The 23,190-nt window shown below is 64.0% G+C and carries 16 protein-coding genes and 1 tRNA gene; 8 read left to right on the top strand and 9 right to left on the bottom strand.

Annotation, left to right across the window (positions count from 1 at the left end; translation table 11 throughout):
• Position 1: 1 nt before the first annotated feature.
• The 4 genes from M4J39_RS10880 to M4J39_RS10865 form a co-directional block, all read right to left on the bottom strand.
• Positions 2 to 1,630: a glycoside hydrolase family 43 protein gene (locus tag M4J39_RS10880; RefSeq protein ID WP_251727861.1), complete on the bottom strand. Its 1,629-nt coding sequence runs from the start codon at positions 1,628 to 1,630 to the stop codon at positions 2 to 4.
• A gap of 3 nt (positions 1,631 to 1,633) precedes the next feature.
• Positions 1,634 to 2,434, bottom strand: coding sequence for a carbohydrate ABC transporter permease (locus tag M4J39_RS10875; protein ID WP_251727987.1), 801 nt, complete (start codon positions 2,432 to 2,434; stop codon positions 1,634 to 1,636).
• Between the two features lie 26 nt (positions 2,435 to 2,460).
• On the bottom strand, positions 2,461 to 3,399 hold the full coding sequence (locus M4J39_RS10870) for a carbohydrate ABC transporter permease (RefSeq protein WP_251727860.1): 939 nt from the start codon (positions 3,397 to 3,399) through the stop codon (positions 2,461 to 2,463).
• A gap of 163 nt (positions 3,400 to 3,562) precedes the next feature.
• Positions 3,563 to 4,819, bottom strand: a complete 1,257-nt coding sequence (locus M4J39_RS10865) for an ABC transporter substrate-binding protein (protein WP_251727859.1) — start codon at positions 4,817 to 4,819, stop codon at positions 3,563 to 3,565.
• A 252-nt stretch (positions 4,820 to 5,071) separates the two neighbouring features.
• Here M4J39_RS10865 and M4J39_RS10860 point away from each other — a divergent pair, with 252 nt between their 5' ends.
• Entirely contained in the window at positions 5,072 to 6,274 is a 1,203-nt protein-coding gene (locus M4J39_RS10860; RefSeq protein WP_251727858.1) for a DNA-binding transcriptional regulator, read from the top strand.
• Between the two features lie 182 nt (positions 6,275 to 6,456).
• On the opposite strand, the gene M4J39_RS10855 is transcribed toward M4J39_RS10860, so the two are convergent.
• Together M4J39_RS10855 and M4J39_RS10850 are read right to left on the bottom strand one after the other, a co-directional pair.
• Positions 6,457 to 6,533 (bottom strand) — tRNA-Arg (locus M4J39_RS10855).
• Positions 6,534 to 7,525: 992 nt separating this feature from the next.
• Positions 7,526 to 8,446 (bottom strand): MurR/RpiR family transcriptional regulator, encoded by a 921-nt coding sequence (locus tag M4J39_RS10850; protein ID WP_251727857.1) that lies wholly within the window; start codon positions 8,444 to 8,446, stop codon positions 7,526 to 7,528.
• 70 nt (positions 8,447 to 8,516) lie between these two features.
• On the opposite strand from M4J39_RS10850, the gene M4J39_RS10845 reads away from it, so the two are divergent.
• Genes M4J39_RS10845 through M4J39_RS10815 form a run of 7 tightly spaced genes read left to right on the top strand, consistent with a single transcriptional unit; the run spans position 8,517 to position 18,550 of the window.
• A complete protein-coding gene (locus M4J39_RS10845) occupies positions 8,517 to 9,752 on the top strand; it encodes a diaminopropionate ammonia-lyase (protein ID WP_251727856.1) in 1,236 nt (411 codons plus the stop codon).
• The gene (locus M4J39_RS10840; RefSeq protein WP_251727855.1) at positions 9,749 to 11,005 is read left to right on the top strand and encodes a Zn-dependent hydrolase; all 1,257 of its coding nucleotides are present in this window, start codon (positions 9,749 to 9,751) and stop codon (positions 11,003 to 11,005) included. Before M4J39_RS10845 ends, M4J39_RS10840 begins: the two co-directional genes overlap by 4 nt.
• A 14-nt stretch (positions 11,006 to 11,019) precedes the next feature.
• Complete coding sequence (locus M4J39_RS10835) at positions 11,020 to 11,937, top strand: N-carbamoyl-D-amino-acid hydrolase (RefSeq protein WP_251727854.1); 918 nt, start codon at positions 11,020 to 11,022, stop codon at positions 11,935 to 11,937.
• A 19-nt stretch (positions 11,938 to 11,956) separates the two neighbouring features.
• Complete coding sequence (locus tag M4J39_RS10830) at positions 11,957 to 13,981, top strand: 4Fe-4S dicluster domain-containing protein (RefSeq protein WP_251727853.1); 2,025 nt, start codon at positions 11,957 to 11,959, stop codon at positions 13,979 to 13,981.
• Positions 13,982 to 13,994: 13 nt separating this feature from the next.
• Positions 13,995 to 16,637, top strand: a complete 2,643-nt coding sequence (xdh, locus tag M4J39_RS10825) for a selenium-dependent xanthine dehydrogenase (RefSeq protein WP_251727852.1) — start codon at positions 13,995 to 13,997, stop codon at positions 16,635 to 16,637.
• Entirely contained in the window at positions 16,634 to 17,818 is a 1,185-nt protein-coding gene (locus M4J39_RS10820; RefSeq protein WP_251727851.1) for an amidohydrolase family protein, read from the top strand. Before xdh ends, M4J39_RS10820 begins: the two co-directional genes overlap by 4 nt.
• Positions 17,819 to 17,869: 51 nt before the next feature.
• Positions 17,870 to 18,550, top strand: a complete 681-nt coding sequence (locus M4J39_RS10815) for a transaldolase family protein (RefSeq protein WP_251727850.1) — start codon at positions 17,870 to 17,872, stop codon at positions 18,548 to 18,550.
• A 9-nt stretch (positions 18,551 to 18,559) separates the two neighbouring features.
• Here the strand turns inward: M4J39_RS10815 and M4J39_RS10810 are convergent, their stop codons facing one another.
• From M4J39_RS10810 to M4J39_RS10800, 3 genes are all read right to left on the bottom strand, one after another.
• Positions 18,560 to 18,715 (bottom strand): hypothetical protein, encoded by a 156-nt coding sequence (locus M4J39_RS10810; RefSeq protein ID WP_251727849.1) that lies wholly within the window; start codon positions 18,713 to 18,715, stop codon positions 18,560 to 18,562.
• Between the two features lie 155 nt (positions 18,716 to 18,870).
• Complete coding sequence (locus M4J39_RS10805) at positions 18,871 to 22,548, bottom strand: EAL domain-containing protein (protein ID WP_251727848.1); 3,678 nt, start codon at positions 22,546 to 22,548, stop codon at positions 18,871 to 18,873.
• Positions 22,549 to 22,808: 260 nt separating this feature from the next.
• Positions 22,809 to 23,141 carry a hypothetical protein gene (locus tag M4J39_RS10800; RefSeq protein ID WP_251727847.1) on the bottom strand — a complete coding sequence of 111 codons (333 nt, stop codon included), beginning with the start codon at positions 23,139 to 23,141 and terminating at the stop codon, positions 22,809 to 22,811.
• Positions 23,142 to 23,190 lie beyond the last annotated feature (49 nt).

The raw sequence follows: 23,190 nt of genomic DNA, 5'->3' as shown, positions 1-23,190 counted from the left end.
CTCACGCGCCGAGATCGCGGTAGCGGAAATAGGAGAAATCGGCCGGCATGCCCTGGCCGCTCAAGTCATTGGCCGACATCCCGACGAACGCGCCGGTGAAATTGGAGTGCTCGCCTGCCCCGCACTCGTCGGAGAGAAGTGAGGCATCGAGCACACCGCCCACCTGCGTCCAATCATCCGAGCCCACGGCATAGAAGAAGACCAGGGTTGTCGTCCGGACTTCAGCCTTGAGCCGCACCGGCACTCCGCCGGGTACGGGAACAGGCTTGGCGAGGCCGATGGTGGTCTGCCCGCCGCCTTGCGTGCCGGTGCAGGAGATGACCTGCAGGCAGGTGCCGACCTCCTGATCGAAGGTCAACGCCAGGTAATGGTAGGCAAAGCGATTATAGTAGGCAGCAAGCCCCGCCATCTGCATGTGGAGCTTCGGATCAGCATGGACCTCCGTTTCCGCGTCGTAGCAGAAAGACGTCTGCCGACGTGCGACCAGGGCCTGCTCGTACCAGGACCCCATGGCCTCGCGTCCGTGGAGACGAAGGAAACCGGGACGCTCCTGAAGTGAGAACAGCCGCTCGCCAAAGGGCGTGCGCAACCACTGAAAGTCCTTGGGCAGGCCAGCGTCGGCCGAGAAGCGATACTCCTCCGGCGCGGGGGCGAACGGGTGAGCCGGCACGTCGGGCGCTTCGACTTCCAGCTTGGGCGTCAACTTGCCGCCAGCGATGCGAGGCCAGCCATCGGCGCCCCACTCGATCTTCTGGATGGCGGTTTCCCGCCCCAGGGGGCAGCGGCGCAAGCCCGGAATCGGGCGGCCGGTCAGATGGACGAGATAGGTCTCGCCCGTTGACGTATCGACAAAGTCGGCGTGACCGGCACGCTGGAGCGGCGCGTTCGGGTTACCGCGAGCCGTGACCACGTAGGTGTCAGGATGCAGCTCATACGGCCCGTTCAGCGAGCGGGAGCGCCCCACCGTGGCCACGTGATTGTAGCCGGTGCCGCCCTCGGCGACCATGATGTAGTACCAGCCATCGCGCCGATAGAGATGGGGCCCCTCCGTCAGTCCGGCCTCGGTACCCTTGAAGATGTTGGTGATCGGACCCTTCAGCTTGCGCTCGGCAACGTCGTATTCCTGACAAGCGATGCCAGCAAAGCTGTTGTCTCCCGGGAACCGGGGCGGACGCCCACGGTAGTCCCACCACACGTTGACCAGCCACTTGCGACCGTCATCGTCGTGGAACAGCGACGGATCGAAGCCCGAGGAGTTGAGATAGATCGGATCCGACCAGGGCCCTTCGATGGACGGGGCGGTCACGAGATAGTTGTGCACGTCCTTGACCGAGCCGTCGCGGCGCTTCATGTCGCTGAAAATCAGCCAGAACATGCCGTCGGCATAGGTCAGGCAGGGTGCCCAGACACCGCAGCTATCCATCTCGCCGCGCATGTCGAGCTGGCTTGCGCGATCGAGGGGGCGGCAGACCAGATCCCAGTGAACGAGATCGCGGGAGTGGTGAATCTGCACCCCGGGGAACCACTCGAAGGTGGAGGTGGCGATGTAGTAGTCGTCGCCGGCGCGGCAGATCGACGGATCGGGGTTGAACCCCTTGAGAATCGGATTTGTGATGACAGGACGGGACATGGTTCAACCCTTGACCGAGCCGCGCGTAAGGCCGGCCACGATGTATTTCTGTGTGAAGGTGAAGAAGATGAGCGCCGGCAGGATCGTCAGCGACACGAAGGCGAGAATGCGGTTCCATTCCACGATGAACTCGCCACGGAACTGCATGATGCCGAGCGGCCAGGTGAATAGGGATTGCTCGTTGAGCACGACCAGCGGCAGCAGGTAGTTGTTCCAGCTCTGGACGAAGACGAAGGTACCGACCGTGGCCAGGATCGGCGTCGACAGCGGCAGCGTGAAGCGGAAGAAGAAGCCCACATAGCCGCACCCGTCGACATAGGCCGCCTCGAACAGCTCCTTGGGCAACTGCTGGAAGAAGCTCCTCAGCAGCACCACGGCGAAAGCCATGGAGAAGGCCGTCTGAGGCAGGATGATGCCGAGCGGATTGTCGAGCAGACCAAAACGGTTGATCTGGAAGAACAGCGGCACGATGGCCGTGGCGAAGGGGAACATCATCCCCAAGAGCATGTAGGACTGCAGATAGCGCGAGCCGAAGAAGCGGATCTGCGCAAAGACATAGGCCGCCATGGATGCGCAGAGCACCGTCAGGACAACCGCCGACAGCGAGATGATCAGCGAGTTGCGCAGGTAGGTCCAGAACGCCGAGCCCGTCAGAATGTCGACGAAGACGGTGAAGCTCCATTCGGAGGGGATGCCGAAGGGCGCGGCCCTAAGCTCGCCCAGCGTTTTGAAGCCGCCGAGAAAGGTGGCCAGCAGGGGCAGGATGACGAGCGCGGCGATGAAGGACAGGAAGGCCGCGCGCATCAACTGCGGGAAGAGTTTTGTGCGCTTCACAGCTGCCCTCCCTTGTCGATCGCCATGCGCTTGTAGGTGAAGGCCGTGCCGACGCAGAGGGCGAACAGCACCACGCCGACGGCGGCGCCGAAGCCGACGTTCATGCGGGCGAGGCCGAAGGTGTAGAGGAAGCTGACGATCGAGTGCGTCGAGTTCGATGGGCCGCCGTTGGTCAGCGGAATGATGATGTCGAAGACCTGAAGGGCGCCGGTGATGGCAAACAGCACGCTGAGCTTGATGGCGTGCATGATCATCGGCAGCTTGACGTACCAGATGGTCTTCAGCGAGCTGGCGCCATCGATCTCCGCGGCCTCGACGAGGTCGGACGGTACCGCCTGCAAGGCGGCGATGAAGATCATCATGTGATAGCCGAAGTACTTCCACACCACCACGATGATGATGGTCCAGAAGGCCCACTGCTTGTCCGCGAGGATATAGAATGGCTCAGTGCCGAGCTTGTCGGCGACCATTGCCGAAATGCCGTAGTCGCCGTCGAAGATGAAGCTCCAGATCAGACCGGTGGCGATCTCGGCCAGAATATAGGGCGCAAAGAAGATCAGCCGGAAGGCCGTGTTGGCGGATGTCTTGCGGTAAAGGAGCAAAGCCAGCACCAGAGCCAGCGGGATCTGCAGGAAGATCGAGGCCAGAAGCAGCTTGACCGAGTTGAACAACGACTGGTGGAAGATGGAGTTCTTCACCAGGATTTCGTAGTTCCTCAGGCCGACGAAGTTGGTGACGTCGCCATAGCCGTTCCACTTGTAGAAGCTGAGATCTACCGCACTGAAGATCGGCCAGATCACGAAAAGGGTGAACAGGAGCAGGGCCGGAGGCAGAAAGAGGATCAGGGCGGTGAGGCTGCCATCCGTGCGCATGCGGGCAAAGCCGCTCGGCCGCCGACGCGCGGCAGGAGGCCTCGCTGGTGTTGTGAGGGTCATGAAACAGGTCTCTTGGTAGGCTGCCTCGGAGACGTGGGAGGCGACCATCGATGCCCGGGGATCGGGGCGAGCCACTCATGGCTGCCGGCCCGGCAGGAACAGTCGGCGCCATTCCGGATGGCTGGCGAGCGCCGCCACCCGGAATGAGCTTTTCAAGCGCCGGTCAGCGCATCTCGTTCGCTTCTTCGACCATTTCCGCCGCTTCCTCAGGCGAGATGTCGCCGGTGGCAAGCTGCGCCGAAGCATCGTTCATTGCCGCGCCGACGTTGGCGCCGAGCTCCTGGTCGAGATAGAGCTGATGGTGCGGGGCCGAGGCGAGCAGGTTGGCGATCGCCTTGATGTTGGCGTTCTTTATGCCGGCGTCCGCGCCCTTCACGATCGGCAGCCAGAGGTCCATGCTTGCGCTGGTGGTCTGGTTGTCGAGATCCATCAGGCTTTCCAGGAACTTGGCTGCCGCCGGCGTGGCGTTCTTGGAGACCAGCCAACCGTTGATGCCGCCGAACGTGTCCGCCGGATCGCCCTTGCCTCCCTCGACGACAGGGAAGGGAATGAAGCCGAGGTTGTCGTCGCTGATCCCCGCGCCGGACGTGGAGTTGCGCTTCTGAGCGCCGATCATGTAGTTGCCCGACAGAATGAAGGCGCCGCGCCCGTCACCGAACAGGCCGCCGGCCTTGGAGTTGTCGGTATCCATGAAGCCGGGCTGGAAGGGTTGGAGATCGGCCAGCTTCCTGAACTCTTCGCCCGCCTTGACGAAGTCCGGCCCGGCAAGACCATCGCTTTCACCCGCGGCCGCAGCGGCGATGCCGTCGGTGCCGGCAATCCGCGTGGCAAGGTAGCCATAATAGTGCTGGAGGGGCCACTTGGACTTGCCCCCGACCACGATCGGCGTGATCCCGGCTTCCTTGACCGTCTTCACGGCGGCGAGGAAATCATCCCACGTCTTGATGGTCTTGGGATCGACACCGGCCTTGTCGGTCAGTTCCTTGTTGTAGAACAGCACGACGACGCCAGCGTACATGGGCAGGCCGTATAGCTTGTCCTTATAGGTCAGCGCCTTGATGCCGCCGGGCGCGAAGGTTTCGAGCGCCTTTGGATCCACATCGCCGGAGATGTCCTTGAGGACGCCTGCGTCGGCCTGTTCGTGGAAAACGCCGCCGGTCCAGGTGAAGAAGATATCCGGTCGCGCATCCGACTGAAGCAGTGTGGGCAGCTTGGACTTGAAAGAGGTGTCGTCGAGATAGTCGAACTGAATTTTGATATCCGGATTGGCCTTCTCGAACTTCTCGATCGCCGCAGCGTAAAAATCACGGCCTTCCTTGACATTGGGCTCGATCGAAAGAACTTTTACGGTCTCAGCGAAAGCTGGGAACGAGGCGAGCACTGTCGCTGCAAGCACAGCGATTGTGGCGTACTGTTTCATAATTCTCCTCCCTTTTCCGTGCCCGCAGCATTCAGGTGGCAATACATTGACTTCCATACCAATCACTTCGATGCGAGCCGAATGGGAGGACACTAGTTGAGCCGATTTGAAAATCGGGATTATGTTTTTTTATAATTCGGCAACGATGATGCATTTTCTCAGACGAGATAGACTATTTGCTCAGTTGGATGCCGAGCCTCGAGCGCAATCTTTTGGTAAGCAACCGGATCGAGCGGAGAAGCTGGGGCTGACATGGTCGCCGCGGGAGTGAGTTCGTTTCGCGTGGCCTTGATGCTGAAGGCCAAGGGCGCCTGGGGGCGAGGCGTGGTCGCGGGTGTCAGCGACTATGTCCAGTCGACCCGCGTTGCCTGGGATTTCTTGCTGTTCGAGGACTTTCGGAGCTCGATCACCGGCATTGACGCGTGGTCTGGCGATGGGATCATCGCCGACTTCGACGATCCGGAGTTCGAGCGCCTGTTTAGCCGCAGCAAACGGCCGATCGTCGCTGTCGGCGGCTCCTATGAACGCGCGGCCGATTACGCCGTCGGCGTACCCTATGTCGCCACCGACAATTTCGCCCTCGTCGCCGCAGCTTACGACCACCTCGTCGAGATGGGGCTGACGCATTTTGCCTTTTACAGCCAGCCACCGGCACGAACCAACCGCTGGGCACAGCAGCGAGAAGCCGCGTTCTGCAAGATCTGCCTGCGCGATGGCATCGCCCCGCTGCTGTTCGAGGGACATTTCAACGACGGACTGGACTGGGACAGCATTCTGAGGGAGCTCATCGACTGGCTGGCGGGGCTGCCGAAGCCGATCGGCATCATCGCGGTGACCGATGCCCGCGCCCGTCAGGTGCTTCAAGCCTGCATCATGGCCAATATCGCGGTTCCCGAAGAGGTGGCGCTGGTCGGTATCGACGACGATAATCTCCTCAGGATGCTCTCCCGCATTCCCATCAGCTCCGTTCGTCAGGGAACCCGCGAGATGGGACGGATCGCCGCGGAGATGATGCACCGACGCCTCATCGGAGATCGCGTGGAACAGAGCCCTATCCTGGTCCCTCCCAAAGGGCTCAACGCGCTGGCTTCCTCCCGCCACCAGCCGACCTACGATCCCTATATCATGAGGGCGCGCCACTATATCCGCCAGTTCGCCGCGCAAGGCGTGAAGGTGGCGCAGGTGGCAGCCTATGTCGGCGTGTCGCGCGCCACGCTCGACATCCATTTCCGCAAGGCCTTCGGCTGGACGGTCCACGACGACATGCTAGCGTTTCGCCTTGAACGGGCCAAGCAGATGCTGTCCGACCGTACGCTGTCCTTTGCCGAGATCGCAGCGCGTAGCGGCTTCACCTCCCTGCCCTACATGTACGCCGTGTTTCGGCGCGAGCTGGGCTGCACGCCAACCGAGTTTCAGGCGACGCTACCAGCAGCCACCATGATCGAGACGGCATGAACCGGCACAGGACTTGGCTGCAAGAGCACCCGGACGTCCTTCGCTGAGGACAGGATCGAGTTCTGGTTTGGACAATCGCGGTGGTCGCTCTTCAGGGGACACAGCCGCATAGGCCCGCGCATGACGACCAATCAGGCCGACGTCGCCGCCTTAGCAAATCCAGTCAAAATGGGAGAAGAAAATGGCGCGCTCGAAGAGATTCGAACTCCTGACCCTCAGATTCGTAGTCTGATGCTCTATCCAGCTGAGCTACGAGCGCAAGCCAATACGATTTGGACACCGCCGCGATGAAGTGACGGTCCCGATCGCTGGGGAGTGTCTATCCAACTGGCCGAACGAATGCAAGAGCTTTTCTGCCCAAGCGACGCGGCTTTTTGAGAACCGGCGGATTTGCCGTCTTTTCAGATAGTTAGTTTGCGTGGCACGATGCGGAAAACTTGGCCGGCGCAACTTTCAGTCTACCGGCCAAGTCGCGACCGCCCCCAAAACCAGGCGTTTCGTGTCCTGTTCAGACCTGACGGGCTGCCCTGCGCACGGCACGCCGTTCGGAGAGGATGGCACCCGATTGCGTTGCAGCGGCAGGAACCGGAGACTGCGTCGGCCGACGTGACGCGAAAAGGGCACCCACGACGACGGCAAGCAATATCGGCAACCAGAACAAGACGCCCAACCAGGCTACCAGCCGGCTGAGAGGGCGATTGCGCCCGTTGGTGGCCAGCTCGTGAAGCGACAGCATCGAAAAGCCGAGCCCGACCGCGAAATACGCCAAGCTTGCAATAAGAACGAGAATAAACATTGGCGCCAACCCGAATGCTACCGGCCGACAATCGACCGGAATGGAAAAGAATCCCTCCGAACCGATGGCTCGTCGGGCGCTTTCCGGGTCTATCCAAACCCGCATAAACCTGTCGGGCTTCCGACTCGCTTGCGCGAGAAACGGAACCCGCCGGCTTGGGTGAGGTGGCCGCCACGGAGCTGGCGCGCTCGCTGTTCACCCGACCCGCGCCGAGACTGAAGCTCAGCCTCGCACGGAGAAGGTTAATGAAAGATGAGTCAATCGCACCGATCCGACGCGTTAACTCGCTTTCATAGGGTGGAAGTATACATCTTTTTCACCAAGAGTCGTGCGAAAGTAGAGTTAATGCGGACAGTTTCTACAGCAAAGAAGTGCGCGCCAAGGTGGAACACGCCTCCAGGTTTCTGATTCTGCGAGAGTTTTCTCAACTTCCGGCCGTTAAGCGATCTGACAACTCAGCCGCGCTGCAACCGACGACCGGCGGGGGAAAACGGCTCAAGGCGTCGATGCAGATCTTCGATCTTTGCCAGACGCCCCTCGGCGGCCGGGCCGAGCGCCGCGCCCACTGCAGAGACGAGATGGCTGATCAATGACATTGGCGCCACGTAGCTGTCGAACAGACTCGCGCCCTGATTGGGGCAGCGGAGCGTCACGTGCGCCAGATGGGCGGTGCGCGCCGCCGATGCATCCGTGACGAGAAGGATGCGCGCGCCCGCTTCGCGAACGGCCGCCATCACATCGCGCAGCGCCGGTGGTCGACGACGAAACCCAAATACCAGGAAAGCATCCTCGGAAGTCAGGTCGACAAGCTCCTCGGCAAGCGTCTGCCCGGCCAGTGGCAGCAAGCGGACGTCCGGTTTCACGTGGGCAAGGAGCCCGCGTGCATAAGATGCCAGCGCCGCCGAGTTGCGAAAGCCGATGACATGAACCCGCCGCGCCGAAGCGAGCAAATCCACGGCAGCGGCAAGGGACGCCGGTGGAAGGTCGGCGATCAGGCGTTGGAGATTCTCGATGTCCTGAGCGACATGCCGTGCGAAATCTGCCGGCCGCTCCGCGGCGGAGAGCTCGTAAAGCGGCGACCCCCAAGTGCGCGCATCGCGAACCGAACGGCGCAGGTCGCCATAGCTTTCGTAACCGAGGCGCCGGAAGAAACGAGCGGCCGTTGCCGCCGATACGTCGGCGCGCACCGCCAACTCGCCGGCCGTGAAGGCCGAGAGGTCGCTGGCCGCCTCAAGCACGACCTCGGCAAGACGCTTCTCGCTTTCGGTCAGCTCGTCGAACAGCGCGGCGATCCGGACGTCGACCGCATCGCCCTGCGCCACGCCGCCCCGTCCGCTCACACCGTCGGCAATCGCCTCTTTTTTCATCTTTTCCATTTCATGAAAATTCTCTTTCATATATGCTTCACTGTCAAGCCGGACAGCCGGCAGCAAGACCATGGGATCGATGACCGACCTTTTCTCACAACAGGCTTTCTCGCCTGCCACGGCGACCCTTCTCGGCAATCCTTCGCGCAAGAAGGGCGCCTATCCCACCGCCCTCAAGTCGACGCTGTCGCACGCCGGTTACATCAGGGCGGCCGGGGTCATAACCTCGTGGCCAGGTTATGCGCCGACACCGCTTGTCGCGCTTGTCAAGCTGGCGGAGCGTCTCGACGTTGCCAGCATTCACTACAAGGACGAAAGCTCCCGCTTCGGTCTCGGCTCCTTCAAGGCCCTCGGTGGTGCCTATGCGGTGTTTCGCCTGCTCGCCAGCGAACTTCGCCGACGCCATGGCGACATCGACGAAACGGCGCTGGCGACCGGCCGGCTCGTGGAAGCCGCCAAGGATATCACCGTCTGCTGCGCGACGGACGGCAATCACGGCCGGTCCGTCGCCTGGGGCGCGCGCATGTTTGGCGCGCGAGCGGTGATCTTCGTTCACGCCACCGTCTCGGAAAGACGCGTCGATGCCATTCGCCGCTATGGCGCCGAAGTTGTCAGGACGCAGGGCAACTACGACGATTCCGTGCGCGAGGCCGATCGGGCCGCCGCTGAGAACGGATGGTTCGTGGTTTCCGATACGTCCTACCCAGGCTACACCGACGTGCCACGCGACGTCATGCAGGGCTATTCCGTGATGGTGGCCGAGGCCCTCGGCGCAAGCGAGGCATCGCCAACCCACGTATTCCTTCAATGCGGTGTCGGCGGCCTCGCCGCCGCCGTCATCGCCCACCTCTGGGAAGCCTATGGCGCCGACATGCCCATCGTAACGGTGGTGGAACCGGCCAAGGCGGCCTGCCTTTACGAAAGCGTGCGATTCGGAAAGCCGACCGCCGTCACGGGTGATCTCGACACCATCATGGCCGGCATGGCCTGCGGCGAACCTTCCGTTATCGCCTGGCCGATCCTCAGGGACGGGGCGTCCGCATTCATGACCATCCCGGACGAAGCAGCCCTCGCAACAATGCGGCTCTTGGCGTCTGGCGTCGCCGGGGCCACCATTGTCGGCGGCGAATCGGGGGTCGCAGGCCTTGCCGGATTGATCGTCGCCGCCGGAGAGCCGGACTGGCGGCGGTCGCTTGGTCTTGATCGCACCTCGCGTGTCCTGCTCATCGGCAGCGAGGGCGACACCGATCCGGATCTTTACGCCCGCGTCGTCGGCCGCACCGGCCACGCGGTTCGCGCTGGAGCACTGAGATGACAGACCTTTCTCCCGCCCTGCCCGTCAACGGCGACCGCCTCGTCGCGCGCCTCAAGGCGCTTGGTCAGGTTGGCGCCTTACCGGAAGGCGGTGTCTGCCGCCTCGCCCTGACGCCCGAAGATGGCGCCGGCCGCGATCTCGTGGTCGGCTGGATGCGCGAACAGGGCCTTGATGTTGCGATCGATCCGATCGGCAACATCTTCGGCACCCGCAAGGGCACGCAGGACGGTCCGTCGGTCATGATGGGCTCGCATATCGACACAGTGGCAACCGGCGGTCTGTATGACGGCAACCTCGGCGTGCTCGCCGGCCTCGAAGTGCTGCAGGCCCTCGACGACGCCAAGATATCCACCGTTCATCCGGTCACCGTCGCCGCCTTCACCAATGAAGAAGGCGCCCGCTTCCAGCCGGACATGTTGGGCAGTCTCGTTCACGTCGGCGATCTGTCGCTTCAGGACGCGCTCGACACCATCTCCATCGACGGCACGCGGCTCGGCGACGATCTTGCCGACATCGGCTATGCCGGCACCGCACCGCTCGGCGGCATCAAGGCGGCCGCCTATCTCGAGTATCACATCGAGCAGGGACCGGTGTTGGAAGCCGAGGGCATCGACATCGGCGTCGTCGAGGGCGTGCAGGGCATTTCCTGGACCGAGATCACGCTGTCGGGCCGGGCGAGCCACGCCGGCGCCACGCCAATGCGTCTTCGGCGCGACGCAGGGCTTGCCGCCGCCCGCATCGCTCATGGCGTTGCCGACATCGCCAAGTCGATCGGCGGCGACATGGTCGGCACCGTCGGCTCGTTGCGCCTTCGCCCCAACCTCGTCAATGTCGTCGCCGAGATGGCGCAGATGACCGTGGACCTCCGCCATCCCAAGGAGAAGGTGCTGGCCGAGGCGGAAGCGCGGTTGGCCGCCCTGGTCGCCCGCGTAGCCGAGGAGGAACATGTTTCCTTCACCCGCCGTCCGCTGGCTCGTTTCGAGCCCGTCGCCTTCGACAGCGAACTGGTCGGCCGCGTCGACAAGACAGCCAAGAGCCTCGGCCTCACCACCCGCCGCATGTTCTCCGGCGCCGGACACGATGCCCAGATGCTCGCCCGTACCTGCCCGGCGGCCATGGTGTTCGTGCCGTCTATCGCCGGGCTCAGTCACAACGTTGCCGAGTTCACGGCCCCCAGCGACATCGCCAACGGTCTTGCCGTGCTCGGCACGCTAGCGCTGGAACTGGCCGGCCGCGCCAACACACCCGTCTGAGGAGTATCGAGAGAATGTCCCGCACCATCGTCGTCGGTGCCGCCCAGCTTGGTCCGATCGCCCGAGCCGACAGCCGCGAAGTCGTCGTCAGCAGGATGATCGCCCTGCTTGAGAAAGCCGCCCGGCGCGGCTGCGATCTGGTCGTCTATCCGGAGCTCGCGCTGACCACCTTCTTCCCGCGCTGGTTCATGGAAGACCAGGCGGAGGTCGATACCTTCTTCGAGACCGAGATGCCCGGCCCGGCCACCGCGCCACTGTTTGCCAAGGTCAGGGAACTCGGCGTCGCCATCAGCTTCGGCTATGCCGAGAAGACGGTGATCGACGGCCGTATCAGGCGCTTCAACACCTCCATCATCGTCGACAAGACGGGGGCTATCGTCCACCGCTACCATAAGGTTCACTTGCCCGGTCACACCGAGAACGAGCCCTGGCGGGCCTTCCAGCACCTCGAAAAGCGCTATTTCGAGCCGGGAGATACCTTCTTTACGCCGGCCGATTGCCTCGGCGGCAAGCTCGGCATGGCGATCTGCAACGACCGTCGTTGGCCGGAAACTTATCGCGAGCACGCGCTGCGCGGCACGGAAATGGTGCTGATCGGTTACAACACGCCGTATCATTACCCGCTCGCCCCCGAGCACGATCATCTCCAGTGCTTCCACAATCACCTGGCCATGCAGGCCGGCGCCTATGCCAACGGCATGTGGGTGGTCGGCGTCGGCAAGGCCGGCAACGAAGAGAACTGCGTACTGATCGGCCAGAGCTGCATCATCGCCCCGACCGGCGAGATCGTCGCCATGGCCTCGACGCTCGGCGACGAACTGGTTACGCATGACTGCGACCTTGATCGCTGCACCGAGATTCGCGCCAATATCTTCAACTTCCAGAAGCACCGGCGGCCGGAAATGTATCCGCTCCTGTCGGCGCCGGTCTGACGCCCCGGGATAGACTTTCATGGCCGACCTGACGCCGATTCCGCTGCCGATACTCGTCAAGCGGATGTTCCGCGAGCTTGAGGCGAAGAAGAGCGCCTTCCACCTGCCGCGCTTCAAGTTCGCCAAGGCGGCGAGCGGCCGCGATCTGTCCACCTCGATCTTCGGCCGCAGGGCGGCAACGCCCTTCGGGCCGGCGGCGGGGCCCCACACCCAGCTGGCGCAGAACATCGTGCTGAGCTGGCTGGCCGGCGGCCGGGTGATCGAGCTCAAGACGGTGCAGGTGCTCGACCACCTTGAGATCGCCCGCCCCTGCATCGACATGGAGACGGTCGGCTTCAATATCGAGTGGTCGCAAGAACTGTCTCTCGAGCAATCGCTCGAGGAGTATGTCAAGGCGATGATGCTGATCGAGATGGCCAAGGCGGAAGGGCTCGCCCCCGGCCTGGAAGATACGGTCATCGACATGAGCGTCGGCTATGACCTCGCCGGCATCCGCTCGGACAAGGTTCGCGCCTTCATCGCCGGAATGAAGGATGCCAGCGCGGTCATCGATCGGCTGCGGCTTGAGATTCCGGAAAACTATGCTCGCTTCCGCGACCTCGCCTTTCCGACCTGCATCTCCGACAGCGTGACCATCTCCACCTTCCACGGCTGCCCACCGAGCGAGATCGAAGCGATCGCCGCCCATTTGATGGCCGAGGAAGGGCTCGACGTCGTCGTCAAGCTCAACCCGACGCTGCTCGGCAAGGCCGATCTCAATGCCCTTCTGCACGACAAGCTCGGCTATACCGACCTCGTGGTGCCGGACGCGACCTTCGAGAAGGACGCGAAATGGGAGGACGTGAGAGGGATAATTAGCCGGCTAGGCGGCTTGGCGGAGAAGATCGGGCGCGGCTTCGGGGTCAAGTTCTCCAACACGCTGCTCGTCCAGAACCACAAGCAGTTCTTTCCCGAGGGCACGGGCGAGATGTATCTTTCGGGGCCACCGCTCCATGTGCTGGCCATCGAGCTCGTCGCGCGGTTCAGGGCCGAGTTCGGCGACCGCTTCCCGATCTCCTTCTCGGCCGGCATCGATGTCGGCAACTTTGCCGACACGGTGGCGCTCGGCCTCAAGCCGGTGAGCGTCTGCACTGACCTTCTGAAGGGCGCCGGTTACGGCAAGGGTGCCGACTATATCGCCGACCTCGCCGACCGCATGGCCGAGGTGGAGGCGCCCGATCTCGACAGCTACGCGCTGAAGGCCTTCGGGCTTGCGGGTCAGGCTCTCGACGATCTCGACCTTCCAGCAGAGCGAAAGGCGATGCTCGCCGCTGCGCTAGAAGCCGGAGACGACCTGCGCGAAACAGCCGGCCAGGATTTCCAACCCTGGGTATCGGCGACTCGGCTTCGCAATACCGTCCACTATGCCGCCCGCGTGGCCGATGACCGCCGCTACAGCCGCCCCGAGGTCGATCATCCGCCGCGCCGCACAGGCTTAGCGCTCGCCTTTCTGGACTGCGAGACCTGCGGCAAGTGCGTCAACGTCTGCCCCAACGACGCCATCTTCCGCTATCCGCTGCCGCAGGAGCCCGTCGCCTCTGCGACGTTTCGCCCCGGCGAGGGCGTGGTCGTAAGCGAAGCCCAACCGGTTACGCGTGCCCAGCAGATCGGTATCTTCGCCGACGTCTGCAACCGCTGCGGCAACTGCGACGTGACCTGTCCGGAAACTGGCGGCCCCTATGCCCGCAAGGCCAATCTGTTCGGCTCGGCCGCAAGTCTCGACGATGCGCCGGACCGCGACGGCCTTGCCGTCGAGCGGACGGCGGCAGGCCTGCGTCTGCATGTTCGCGACAACGGCCGACGCTTCACGATCGATGACGACGGCGCCCGCCTCGCCTGTCGCGGCGACGGGTTCGACCTCTCTGTCGATCCGTCCTCGCCCACGGCTGTCTCCGGCACGGCCGACCAGCCGGTCGACATCGGCCGCATCATCCTTCTCGCCCGCATTGCCCGCGCCGTCACGGCGCCGACGATCGTCACCTACGCCAACGCCGCCTTCGACTGAACGGACCCGCCAGATGCCCATGATCACCCTTACCGTCAACGGTCGCGACCATCAGCTCGATGTCGAGGCGGACGAGACGCTGCTTTCCGTGTTGCGCGACCGGCTGAAGATCACCTCGGTGAAGGATGCCTGTTCCGGCCAAGGTCAGTGTGGCTGCTGTCTGGCGCTGATCGGCGGCAAGCCGAGCAAGACCTGTACCCTCAAGGCGACCGCCGTGAAGGGGCGACCGATCGTCACGCTGGAAGGCGTGGATGACGCGGAACGCCAGCTCTATGCCGACGCCTTCCAGGTCGCCGCCGGCGTCCAGTGCGGCTTCTGCACGCCCGGCCTCGTGGTCCGCATCAAGGCGCTGACCGACGCCGGCGAAGCGACGGACCGGCAGGAAATCGCCGCCGCCCTCGATGGCCACCTGTGCCGCTGCACCGGCTACAAGAAGGTGATCGACGCCGTCGAACTGATCCGCGACGTCAAGGCCGGCTTGAAGCCGCATCCGCAACCGATGACCGATGGCGGAGTCGGCCGGCCGGTCGAGCGCTTCCGCGGTGGAGACCTGGCTCTAGGCGATCGGCCATTCCTCGCCGACATTGATGTGCCGGGCCTGTTGCACGGCGCTTTCGTGCTGTCGCCGCATGCGCGCGCCCGGGTCAACTCCGTCGATCTTTCGAAGGCGCTCGCCCATCCCGGCGTGGTGCGCATCGCCACCGCCGAGGACGTGCCCGGCGACCGTTGGGTCGGGCAGATCAAGAAGGACTGGCCCGTGTTCGTCGCGGTCGGTGAAGAGGTGCGTTACGTCGGCGACGTCATCGCCGCCGTCGCGGCCGAGACGCCACGGGCCGCCCGCGCGGCGGCGGCTCTCGTCGCCGTCGACTACACGGTGCTGGAACCAACGCTGTCGCCGGAAGAGGCGCTGAAGCCCGGCGCGCGGCAGGTCAATCCGCGCCAACCCAACCTGCTGTCCGAGACCGTGATCGAGCGTGGCGACGTCGAGGCGGCTCTCGCTGCCTCCGCCCACGTCGTCTCCGGCACGTGGCAGACCCAACGCATCGAACACCTGTTCCTGGAGCCCGAAGCGGCACTGGCGGTGCCGCTCGAAGACGGCCGCCTTCACCTTTACTCTCAAGGCCAAGGCGTGTTCGAGGACCGCAAGGCGGTGGCCGGCGTGCTCGGTGAGCCAGTTGACAACATCTTCGTAGAACTGGTGCCGACCGGCGGCGCCTTCGGCGGCAAGGAAGACATGACGGTGCAGGCGCAGACAGCCGTTCTGGCGCGCCTCACCGGCCGCCCCGTGAGGGTCGTTCTCTCTCGGGAGGAGTCAGTTCGCCTCCACCCCAAGCGCCATCCGATGAAGATGACCTATTCCGTCGGCTGCGACGCGGATGGCCATATCACCGCCGCCAAGATCGACATTCTCGGCGACAGCGGCTGTTACGCTTCTGTGGGCGACAAGGTGCTGGAGCGCGCCGCCGGCCATGCCTGCGGCCCCTATCGGGTGCCGACGTTGTCCATCCACTCGATCGCCGCCTACACCAACAACCCGCCCTGCGGCGCCATGCGCGGCTTCGGCGTCAACCAGACGTCGTTCGCGATGGAAGGCTGCCTTGATCTTCTTGCAGAGAAGGTCGGCATCGACGGCTGGGAGATGCGCTGGCGCAACGGCGTTCGCGTCGGCGACGTGTTCTCCTCGGGTCAGATCCTGGAGAAGTCGGTCGGCCTCGAGAAGTCCTTGCTCGCCGTCAAGGACGCCTATTACGCGGCGAAGGCCGAGGGCAAGGCGGTCGGCGTCGCCTGCGCGGTGAAGAACTCCGGCATCGGCAACGGCGCGCTCGAATGGGGCAAGTGCCGCCTGGAGATCGAGGCGGAAGACCGCATCGGCCTCCACATCGGCTTCACCGAAATGGGACAGGGCCTCCTCACCATCGCCGCCCAGTCGGCAGCCGAGGTGACCGGCCTGCCCTCGTCCATCTTCGTGCCGCAGGTCAACAGCCGCTACGACGTCGGCTGCGGCCAGACCACCGGATCACGTGGCACCCTGTTGGCCGGCAACGCGGTGATCAAGGCGGCGAAAGCGCTCCGCGCCGCTCTCGATGGGGGCAAGACGCTGAAGGATCTCGTTGGCGAGGTGTTCGCCGGTGATATCCTGATCGACGACACGACGGCGCCGGGGCAGCTCAAGAACGGCAAGATCAAGACCCACACAGCCTTCGGCTGGGCAACGCAGGTGGCCATCCTCGACAAGGCCGGCCGCGTCGCCAAGGTGATCGCCGCTCACGACGTTGGCAAGGCTCTCAACCCGAAGCTGGCCGAAGGGCAGATCGAGGGGGCCGTGCACATGGGCCTCGGCTACGCCCTGACCGAACAGCTTCCGTGCAAGGACGGCATGCCGGTGACGGCCAACGTTCGCGAAATCGGCGCGCTCAGGGCCTCCGACATGCCGGAGGTCGAGGTGATCATCATCGAGGAGCACGAGCCGGAAGGACCGTTCGGCGCCAAGGGCATCGGCGAGATCGGCCTGGTGCCGACGGCCGGCGCCGTTGCCTCGGCGCTGGCGGCCTTCGACGGCGTGCGGCGCACGGTTCTGCCGATGATCGACAGCCCGGCGGCGCGGGCGCTATCGGTCGGCCTCGACCCCGAGCTCGACCGGAGCGACTGGCATTGACCCGTTCGATCACCATCGGCCCCGATCGGACCGGCCGCACCGTCGCCATCGTCAACGGCACCATCGTCGAGACAGCCGATCCGGCCGCGCCGGTCGTGGCGTGCCCGGATGGAGAAATCCGGCCGGGCGCGGTCTGCGCCCATACCCATCTCTACTCCGGCCTTGCACCCTACGGCATGCCACCGGCCGAACCGGCGCCCGCCAACTTCATCGAGATCCTGCGGAAGGTATGGTGGCGGCTCGACCGGGCGCTCGACCGCCAGGCCCTCAGAGCGTCGGCCCGCGACTACATCGCCAAGGCGCTGCTCGCCGGTACCACCAGCCTTGTCGACCATCACGAGTCGCCGCATTTCATTGGCGGCTCGCTTCAGGTGCTGGCGGACGCCGCCGAAGATCTCGGCGTGCGGGCGCTTCTCACCTTCGGCGCCACCGAGCGCAACTTCGGCCGCGCAGAAGCCGAGGCCGGGCTTGTCGAATGCGGCAACGTCGAGGAGACGCCGCTCGTCCGCCGTCTGGTCGGTCTGCATGCCAGCTTCACCGTGTCCGACGATACCATCCGCGCAGCGGGCGAGCTTTGCGGCAGGCTTGGCACGGTGATGCACGTCCATGTCGCCGAAGCCATTGACGACGTGGAGGATGCCCGGGCGCGTGGCTATGCCGGCCCGCTCGAGCGACTGCTGGCGCTCGATGCGCTGCCGCCCGGCTCGATCCTCGCCCACGGCGTGCATCTCACGGCCGACGAGGTGCGTGAGGCCGACAGGCTTGACCTCTGGTTCGTCCAGAACCCGCGCTCCAACGAGGGTAACCGGGTGGGCTACCCGACCAATCTCCGCCACTCGGATAACGTCGCGCTCGGCTGTGACGGCTGGGACGCTGACATGGCCGTCGAGGAAGCCGCCCTCTTCCGCATCGCCGCAGCCGAAGGCGACGATCGGGCGACTGGCCGTCTCGACGCCGGCCAACGGTTGATCGCCGAACGCTTCGGCTTCTCCGCGACCGGGCTCGCGACCGGCGCGGCCGGCGACGTGGTGGTGCGTGAAGACGGAAAGGTGGCGCTGGTGGTAGTCGGCGGCCGACTCGTCGTTCGCGACGGTCGTCTCGTCGGTGCCGATGCCGGCGCCATCGAAGCCGAGGCGCGCGCCGAAGCGGCGCGTCTGTGGCAGCGGATGGCAACGCTCTGACCCCGTGACGGCAAGGCCGGCCAAGGCTATTGTCGGCACAGGGAGAGACCAATGATCTATTTTCTCGACACCGCCGACGCTGCTGCCATCGCCCGCCTGGCCGATCTCTATCCGATCGCCGGAGTGACCACCAACCCAACGCTGATCGCGCGCGAGAAGCGGCCGTTTCCGGATGTCATCAAGGACATCCGAGCCGTGATCGGCGACGGGGCCATGTTGCACGTTCAGGTGACGGCGCGCGACGCCAACACCATGGTGGCCGAAGCGCGCAAGCTGGCCGACTTCGTGGGAACCGGATTTCATCCCAAGGTTCCCGTGACGGCCGAGGGTCTCAAGGCGATCCGCCGACTATCGGGGCTCGGCTTCCGCGTCACTGCGACAGCCATCGTCACCGCCCAGCAGGCGCTGATGGCGGCGGTCGCCGGCGCGGCCTTCACCGCTCCCTATGTCAACCGGCTCGACATGATCGGCGGCGACGGCGTCAAGGTCGTCGCCGACATAGCCCATCTCTTCCGCATCCACGCCCTGCCGACCCGGCTGCTCACCGCCTCGTTCAAGAACGTTCAGCAGGTCCACGACATCGCCATGGCCGGCGCGCACTCGGCGACGCTGCCACCCGACATTCTGGAAGCGCTGATCCGCCATCCGCTGACGGACTCGGGCATAGCCGGCTTTGCCGCCGACTGGACCGAGGCCTACGGCGAAGGCCGCACGACGCTCGATCTCATCTGAGGTCGGCCGTCAGGCCGCAGACTTCTTCTTGCCGGCATGGTGAGTGGCATCGTCGCTCGCCTTGGCGAAGACGTCCGTCACCGAAGCGGTCTTGGATCCGCCGGCAGGCTTCGTTGCCTTCGGCTTGCGCGCTTCCTTGGTTTTTCTCATCTGTCCCTTGGCCATATCGCTCTCCTCAGCGAAAGCGCGGCCGACGCGACGGTCGCCGCGCGCCTTTCCTCTATCGGGCCGGTCTTCCGGCTGGCCACCGACGAGGGCATGATGAGCCGGCTTTTTGGAAGAAACAACCTGAGCTTAGGTCCAAGCGAAGCCCGACAAGCTCAGGCACGCAGCGACTCGGCAGGAGTGAGGCCCAGCTCGTCGCCGTAGCCGGCGAGCACTGCGTTGAAGTCGCTCGGCTCACTGAAAAGATAGCCCTGACCGTAGCCGACGCCGAGCGCTGCCAGTTCCTTCAGTGTCGCTTCGTCCTCGATGCGCTCGGCGATCACCTCGACACCGAGTTGACGGCCGATTTCGTTGATCGCCCGGACGACGGAGCGGTCGTAGGCGCTATTGGCCATGTTGTGAACGAAACTGCCATCGATCTTGATGGCATCGACGTCGAAGCTCTTCAGATAGGTAAAGGACGACAGGCCGGACCCAAAGTCATCGAGGTTGACGCGGCAACCGACGCCGCGCACGGCGCGGATGAAATCGCGTGCCACTTCGAAGGAGTTGATCACCGCCGTCTCGGTGATCTCAAGCGTCAGGCGCGAGGGCGACAGGGGACTCGCGAGGAAGAGGTCGGCAAGGTAACGCCAGAGTGTCGGATCGTTGAGCGAGTTTGCCGACAGGTTGACGGCCACACGCAGGTCGGGCACCGCCATGATCGCCGGCCCGAAGTCCGCGATCACCCTGGCGAGTACCCACCGGTCGATGGCGCCCATCAGGTCGAAGCGCTCGGCGGCCGGGATGAAGGTGTCCGGCGTCTGCACACCACCATCGTCGTCAAGCATGCGGATGAGGATCTCAAGCGACCGGCCGCTCGCACTCGGGGCGCCAATCGGCCTGATTTCCTGAGCATAAAGCACGAACCGGTCGTTCTCGATGGTTTCGCGGATACGAGCGGCCAAACGGAAGTCGCTCATGTGCTGTTGCGCCTCGCCCGTATCTTGCATGAAGACCGAGACGCGACCGCGACCGGCGGCCTTTGCGGCGTAGCAGGCGACGTCGGCCTCGGCCAGCACCGCCTCGGCGCTCGCAGTCGTGCCGTCGACCTGGGTAACGCCGACGCTGGCGCCGACTTCGTAGACCTTACCCTCCCAGGTAAAGCGAATGGCCTCGATGGCGTCGATCAGTTTTTCGCCGACGAAGGCTGCGAACTGGCGGTCGCAGTTCTCGATCAGCACCGCAAACTCGTCACCGCCCAGCCGGGCGAGACAATCGCTGATCGGCACGATCGACCGCATGGTGCGTGCCACTTCCTGCAGGAGAGCGTCGCCGGCCAGATGTCCCGCCATGTCGTTGACGATCTTGAAGCGGTCGAGATCGACAAACAGCAGACCTTGCTGGCTACCATCCTCGCGCGCCGCAGCGATCATGCCCTGGATGCGCGTCTCGAAGTAACGGCGATTGGCGAGTCCGGTGAGGTCGTCATGGGTCGCGGCATGGGCGAGAGATCGCTGCATGGCGCGCTCGGCCGAGACATCCTGGAAGACCAGAACGGCGCCGGCCCGACCGTCGGCGCCGGCGGCGATGATCGGCGCCGCCGCTTCGCGGATGTAGTGCACATCGCGGCCGCGCACATCGATGACCTGCGTTCCGAGCCGCTCGACCGGCTGGCCCGTCTCCAGCACCTGTCGCACGCATGAGGCCGCCGGCTGCCCCGTGTCGTCATGAACGGCCTGGAAGACCTCTTCGATCGGATGACCGCAGGCTTCCGGTTCGGAAAGCCCTGTCATTCGTTGAGCGGCGGGATTGATCAGCGCGACGCGACCGTCGGCATCGGTGGCGATCACACCGTCGGAGATGGCGTGCAACGTCGTTCGAAGGCGTTCCTTCTCGTCGCGCAGCGCCTGGGCGGAGCTCACCTGCTCGCTGATATCCCATGCCGTGCCGAGCAGCAGACGATCGCCGTTCGACAATGTCACCCTGTCGGCAAGCACACGGATGTGAACCACGCCGCGCGTCGGGCTCAGCAGGCGGCACGTGGTGTTCACCCTTGCATCCGGGTCCAAGGCAGCCTGCCGCAGCATCTCCGACAGGCCCGGCCGATCTTCGGGGTGCACGAAGCGCAGCCACTCCATCGACCGCTGATCGGCGCCCTCGCTGGCCATCTGCCCAAAGGTCTCGCCATTCCAAGTTGCCGCGCCGGTGGCGAGATCGATACTCCACAGACCGATGCCGCCGGCTTCGACGGCGAGGCGAACGCGTTCTTCGAGAAGCTGAATTTCCAGCTCTGCCGCCTTGTTGCGCGTAATGTCGGTATGGGTACCGATGATGCGAAGCGGGCGCCCGTCGGCGTCGCGAGAAATCACCTTGCCGCGATCGAGAATCCAGACCCAGTGTCCGTCCTTGTGGCGCAGGCGAAACTCCGCTTCGAGCCACTCCGTCTCGCCGCGCTCATGCGCATAGTTGACGCTGAGAAAGTTGTCGCGGTCGTCCGGGTGCATCAGTTCGAGCCAGGCATCGCCTCCATCGATCGACACATCGTGCGGCTCGTAGCCGAGCATGCGTTTCCAAGTGGGCGAGGTGTAGAGCCGCCCACCTATCTTGTCGACATCCCAGACGCCCTGCTGGCCGTTCTCCAAGGCGAAAGCCCAGCGGCTTTCGCTCTCCGCTATGGCTTCCAGCGTCCGCTTCTTGAGATCGATGTCTTCGATTTGGGTGATGAACCGATCCGGCCGCCCAGTCATCGCATCGTCGAAGACGATGATGGAGATTTCCGCCCAAAAGACCTCGCCCGACTTCCGCACATAGCGTTTCTCGGCCTTGAGGTTGCGTATCCTGCCTTCCGCAATACCCTTGCAAAAGCCGGCCAGCTTTTCCTTATCTTCTTCGTAGGTAATGTCCTTGAAGCTCCGGCCGAGGAGTTCCTCTTCGCTGTAGCCGGTCATGTTGCAGAAGGCTGAATTGACCTTCTGGTAACGACCATCCGTGCCGATGATCGTCATGCCGATGCTGGCGTTATCCATGGAGCGGCGAAACAGGTTTTCGCTTTCCGCCAGATCCCGTTTGCGCTGACGCAGCCGCTCCAGCAACACGCAGGTGGCGATGGGCAGCAACGCACCGATGGAAACGCCGAGAGGCGTCAACAGGGGGGCGTGCGACGCTTCGACCATGCCGTAGGCTGCCATCATCGTCACGAACCAGACCGTACCCGACAATGCTGCCATGTCGATGGGACGGAGAACGAAGCTCGCGAGCAACAGGGGGACGACGAAGAACACCATCGGTTCTGGCAGCGTGGCGGTGGCGGTGACGGCACCAGCCGAGAACACCAGAACCAAGGCTGCGAAGGTCCAGCCATTCAGCCAGGCCGGTCGGTGACCAAGCCAAGCGGCGTCGCGTTGCAGATAGAGCAACGTCGGAAGAAAGATGGCAAAAGCGGCGGTCCCGCCCCCCCACCAAACGCCGATCGGCATTGGTGGGTTACGGAGGATTCCGGCTTCCGAGAGGGAAAACGCCAGGATGAGGCTAGCGAGAGGTGCAAAGAGGGCGGCGGCGAGCGCGGCAATCGTCTCGAACAGTTCCTCGTTGTGCGACCGTACCGTCCAGATCCGGACGAGATCGATCACCCAGAGGCCGACTCCCATGGAGAGAGCCCGCACGAACAGGATGGAGACGAAGAAATGCGCGTCGCCGCCACGAAACCAGGCGTACAGGAGCCACCCAACAAGGGCGCCAGCCACGCCGGCCAACCGATCTCCGGTCGACCGATTGACCAAGAGGGCGACGACCACGGCGTCGGCAGGCCATACGGGCGTTCTCACGCCGGCCACCAGGACGATCGCGATCATCACCGCGGACAATCCGGCGTAAAGCAGACCGCAACCTGCAAATACGCCGAACCGGCCTCCGGGGAACACGCCTTTCAGCACCGCAACACCATGCCATGAGGTGAGGTTGGCGCGACATTGGCAGGCCGGCGTGAAACAACGCTTAACGGCGCCCGAAAGCAGCGAGAGTCTCGGCCCGAAAAGCTTCTCGCCATTCGGGCCAAACCACCGGGTGGATGCCTGGGCGCAGAGTAAAGGATGCTCGTTCGATCGAGCCTTGTTCACTCTTCGAAAGAGAAACGCCCCACTTCGCAGACATTTACGCCCGCCTTCGTGGCTTCCGTGGCGTCTTCGAACACGGCGCGGAAGTCGTATTTGCAGTAACCCGAGCCATCGTCGATGTTGACGGTCATTTCACCGCCTGGCGGCAGCGTGTCCTCTCCCAGAATGTCTTCCTGCCAATCGTCTTGGCCGGTGTTCGAAGCATAGAACTCCTGGATTGCCGTGGATGTATTGTTGACCACAACGACACGCCGATCATAAGCACTGGCGTCGACCACGCACACAAAAAGAACGGCAACGGCCAATGCCGATGCCTGCATCTGGAAATTCATGTTTATAGACCCCTCTGTCTTTCAGGGACCGGCGAGATCTGCCTCCTGA

The organism is Pleomorphomonas sp. NRK KF1, from assembly GCF_023721755.1.
Lineage (GTDB): Bacteria > Pseudomonadota > Alphaproteobacteria > Rhizobiales > Pleomorphomonadaceae > Pleomorphomonas.
Note: the sequence above shows the minus strand (reverse complement) of the source record. Positions and strands in the feature narration are given on the sequence as shown.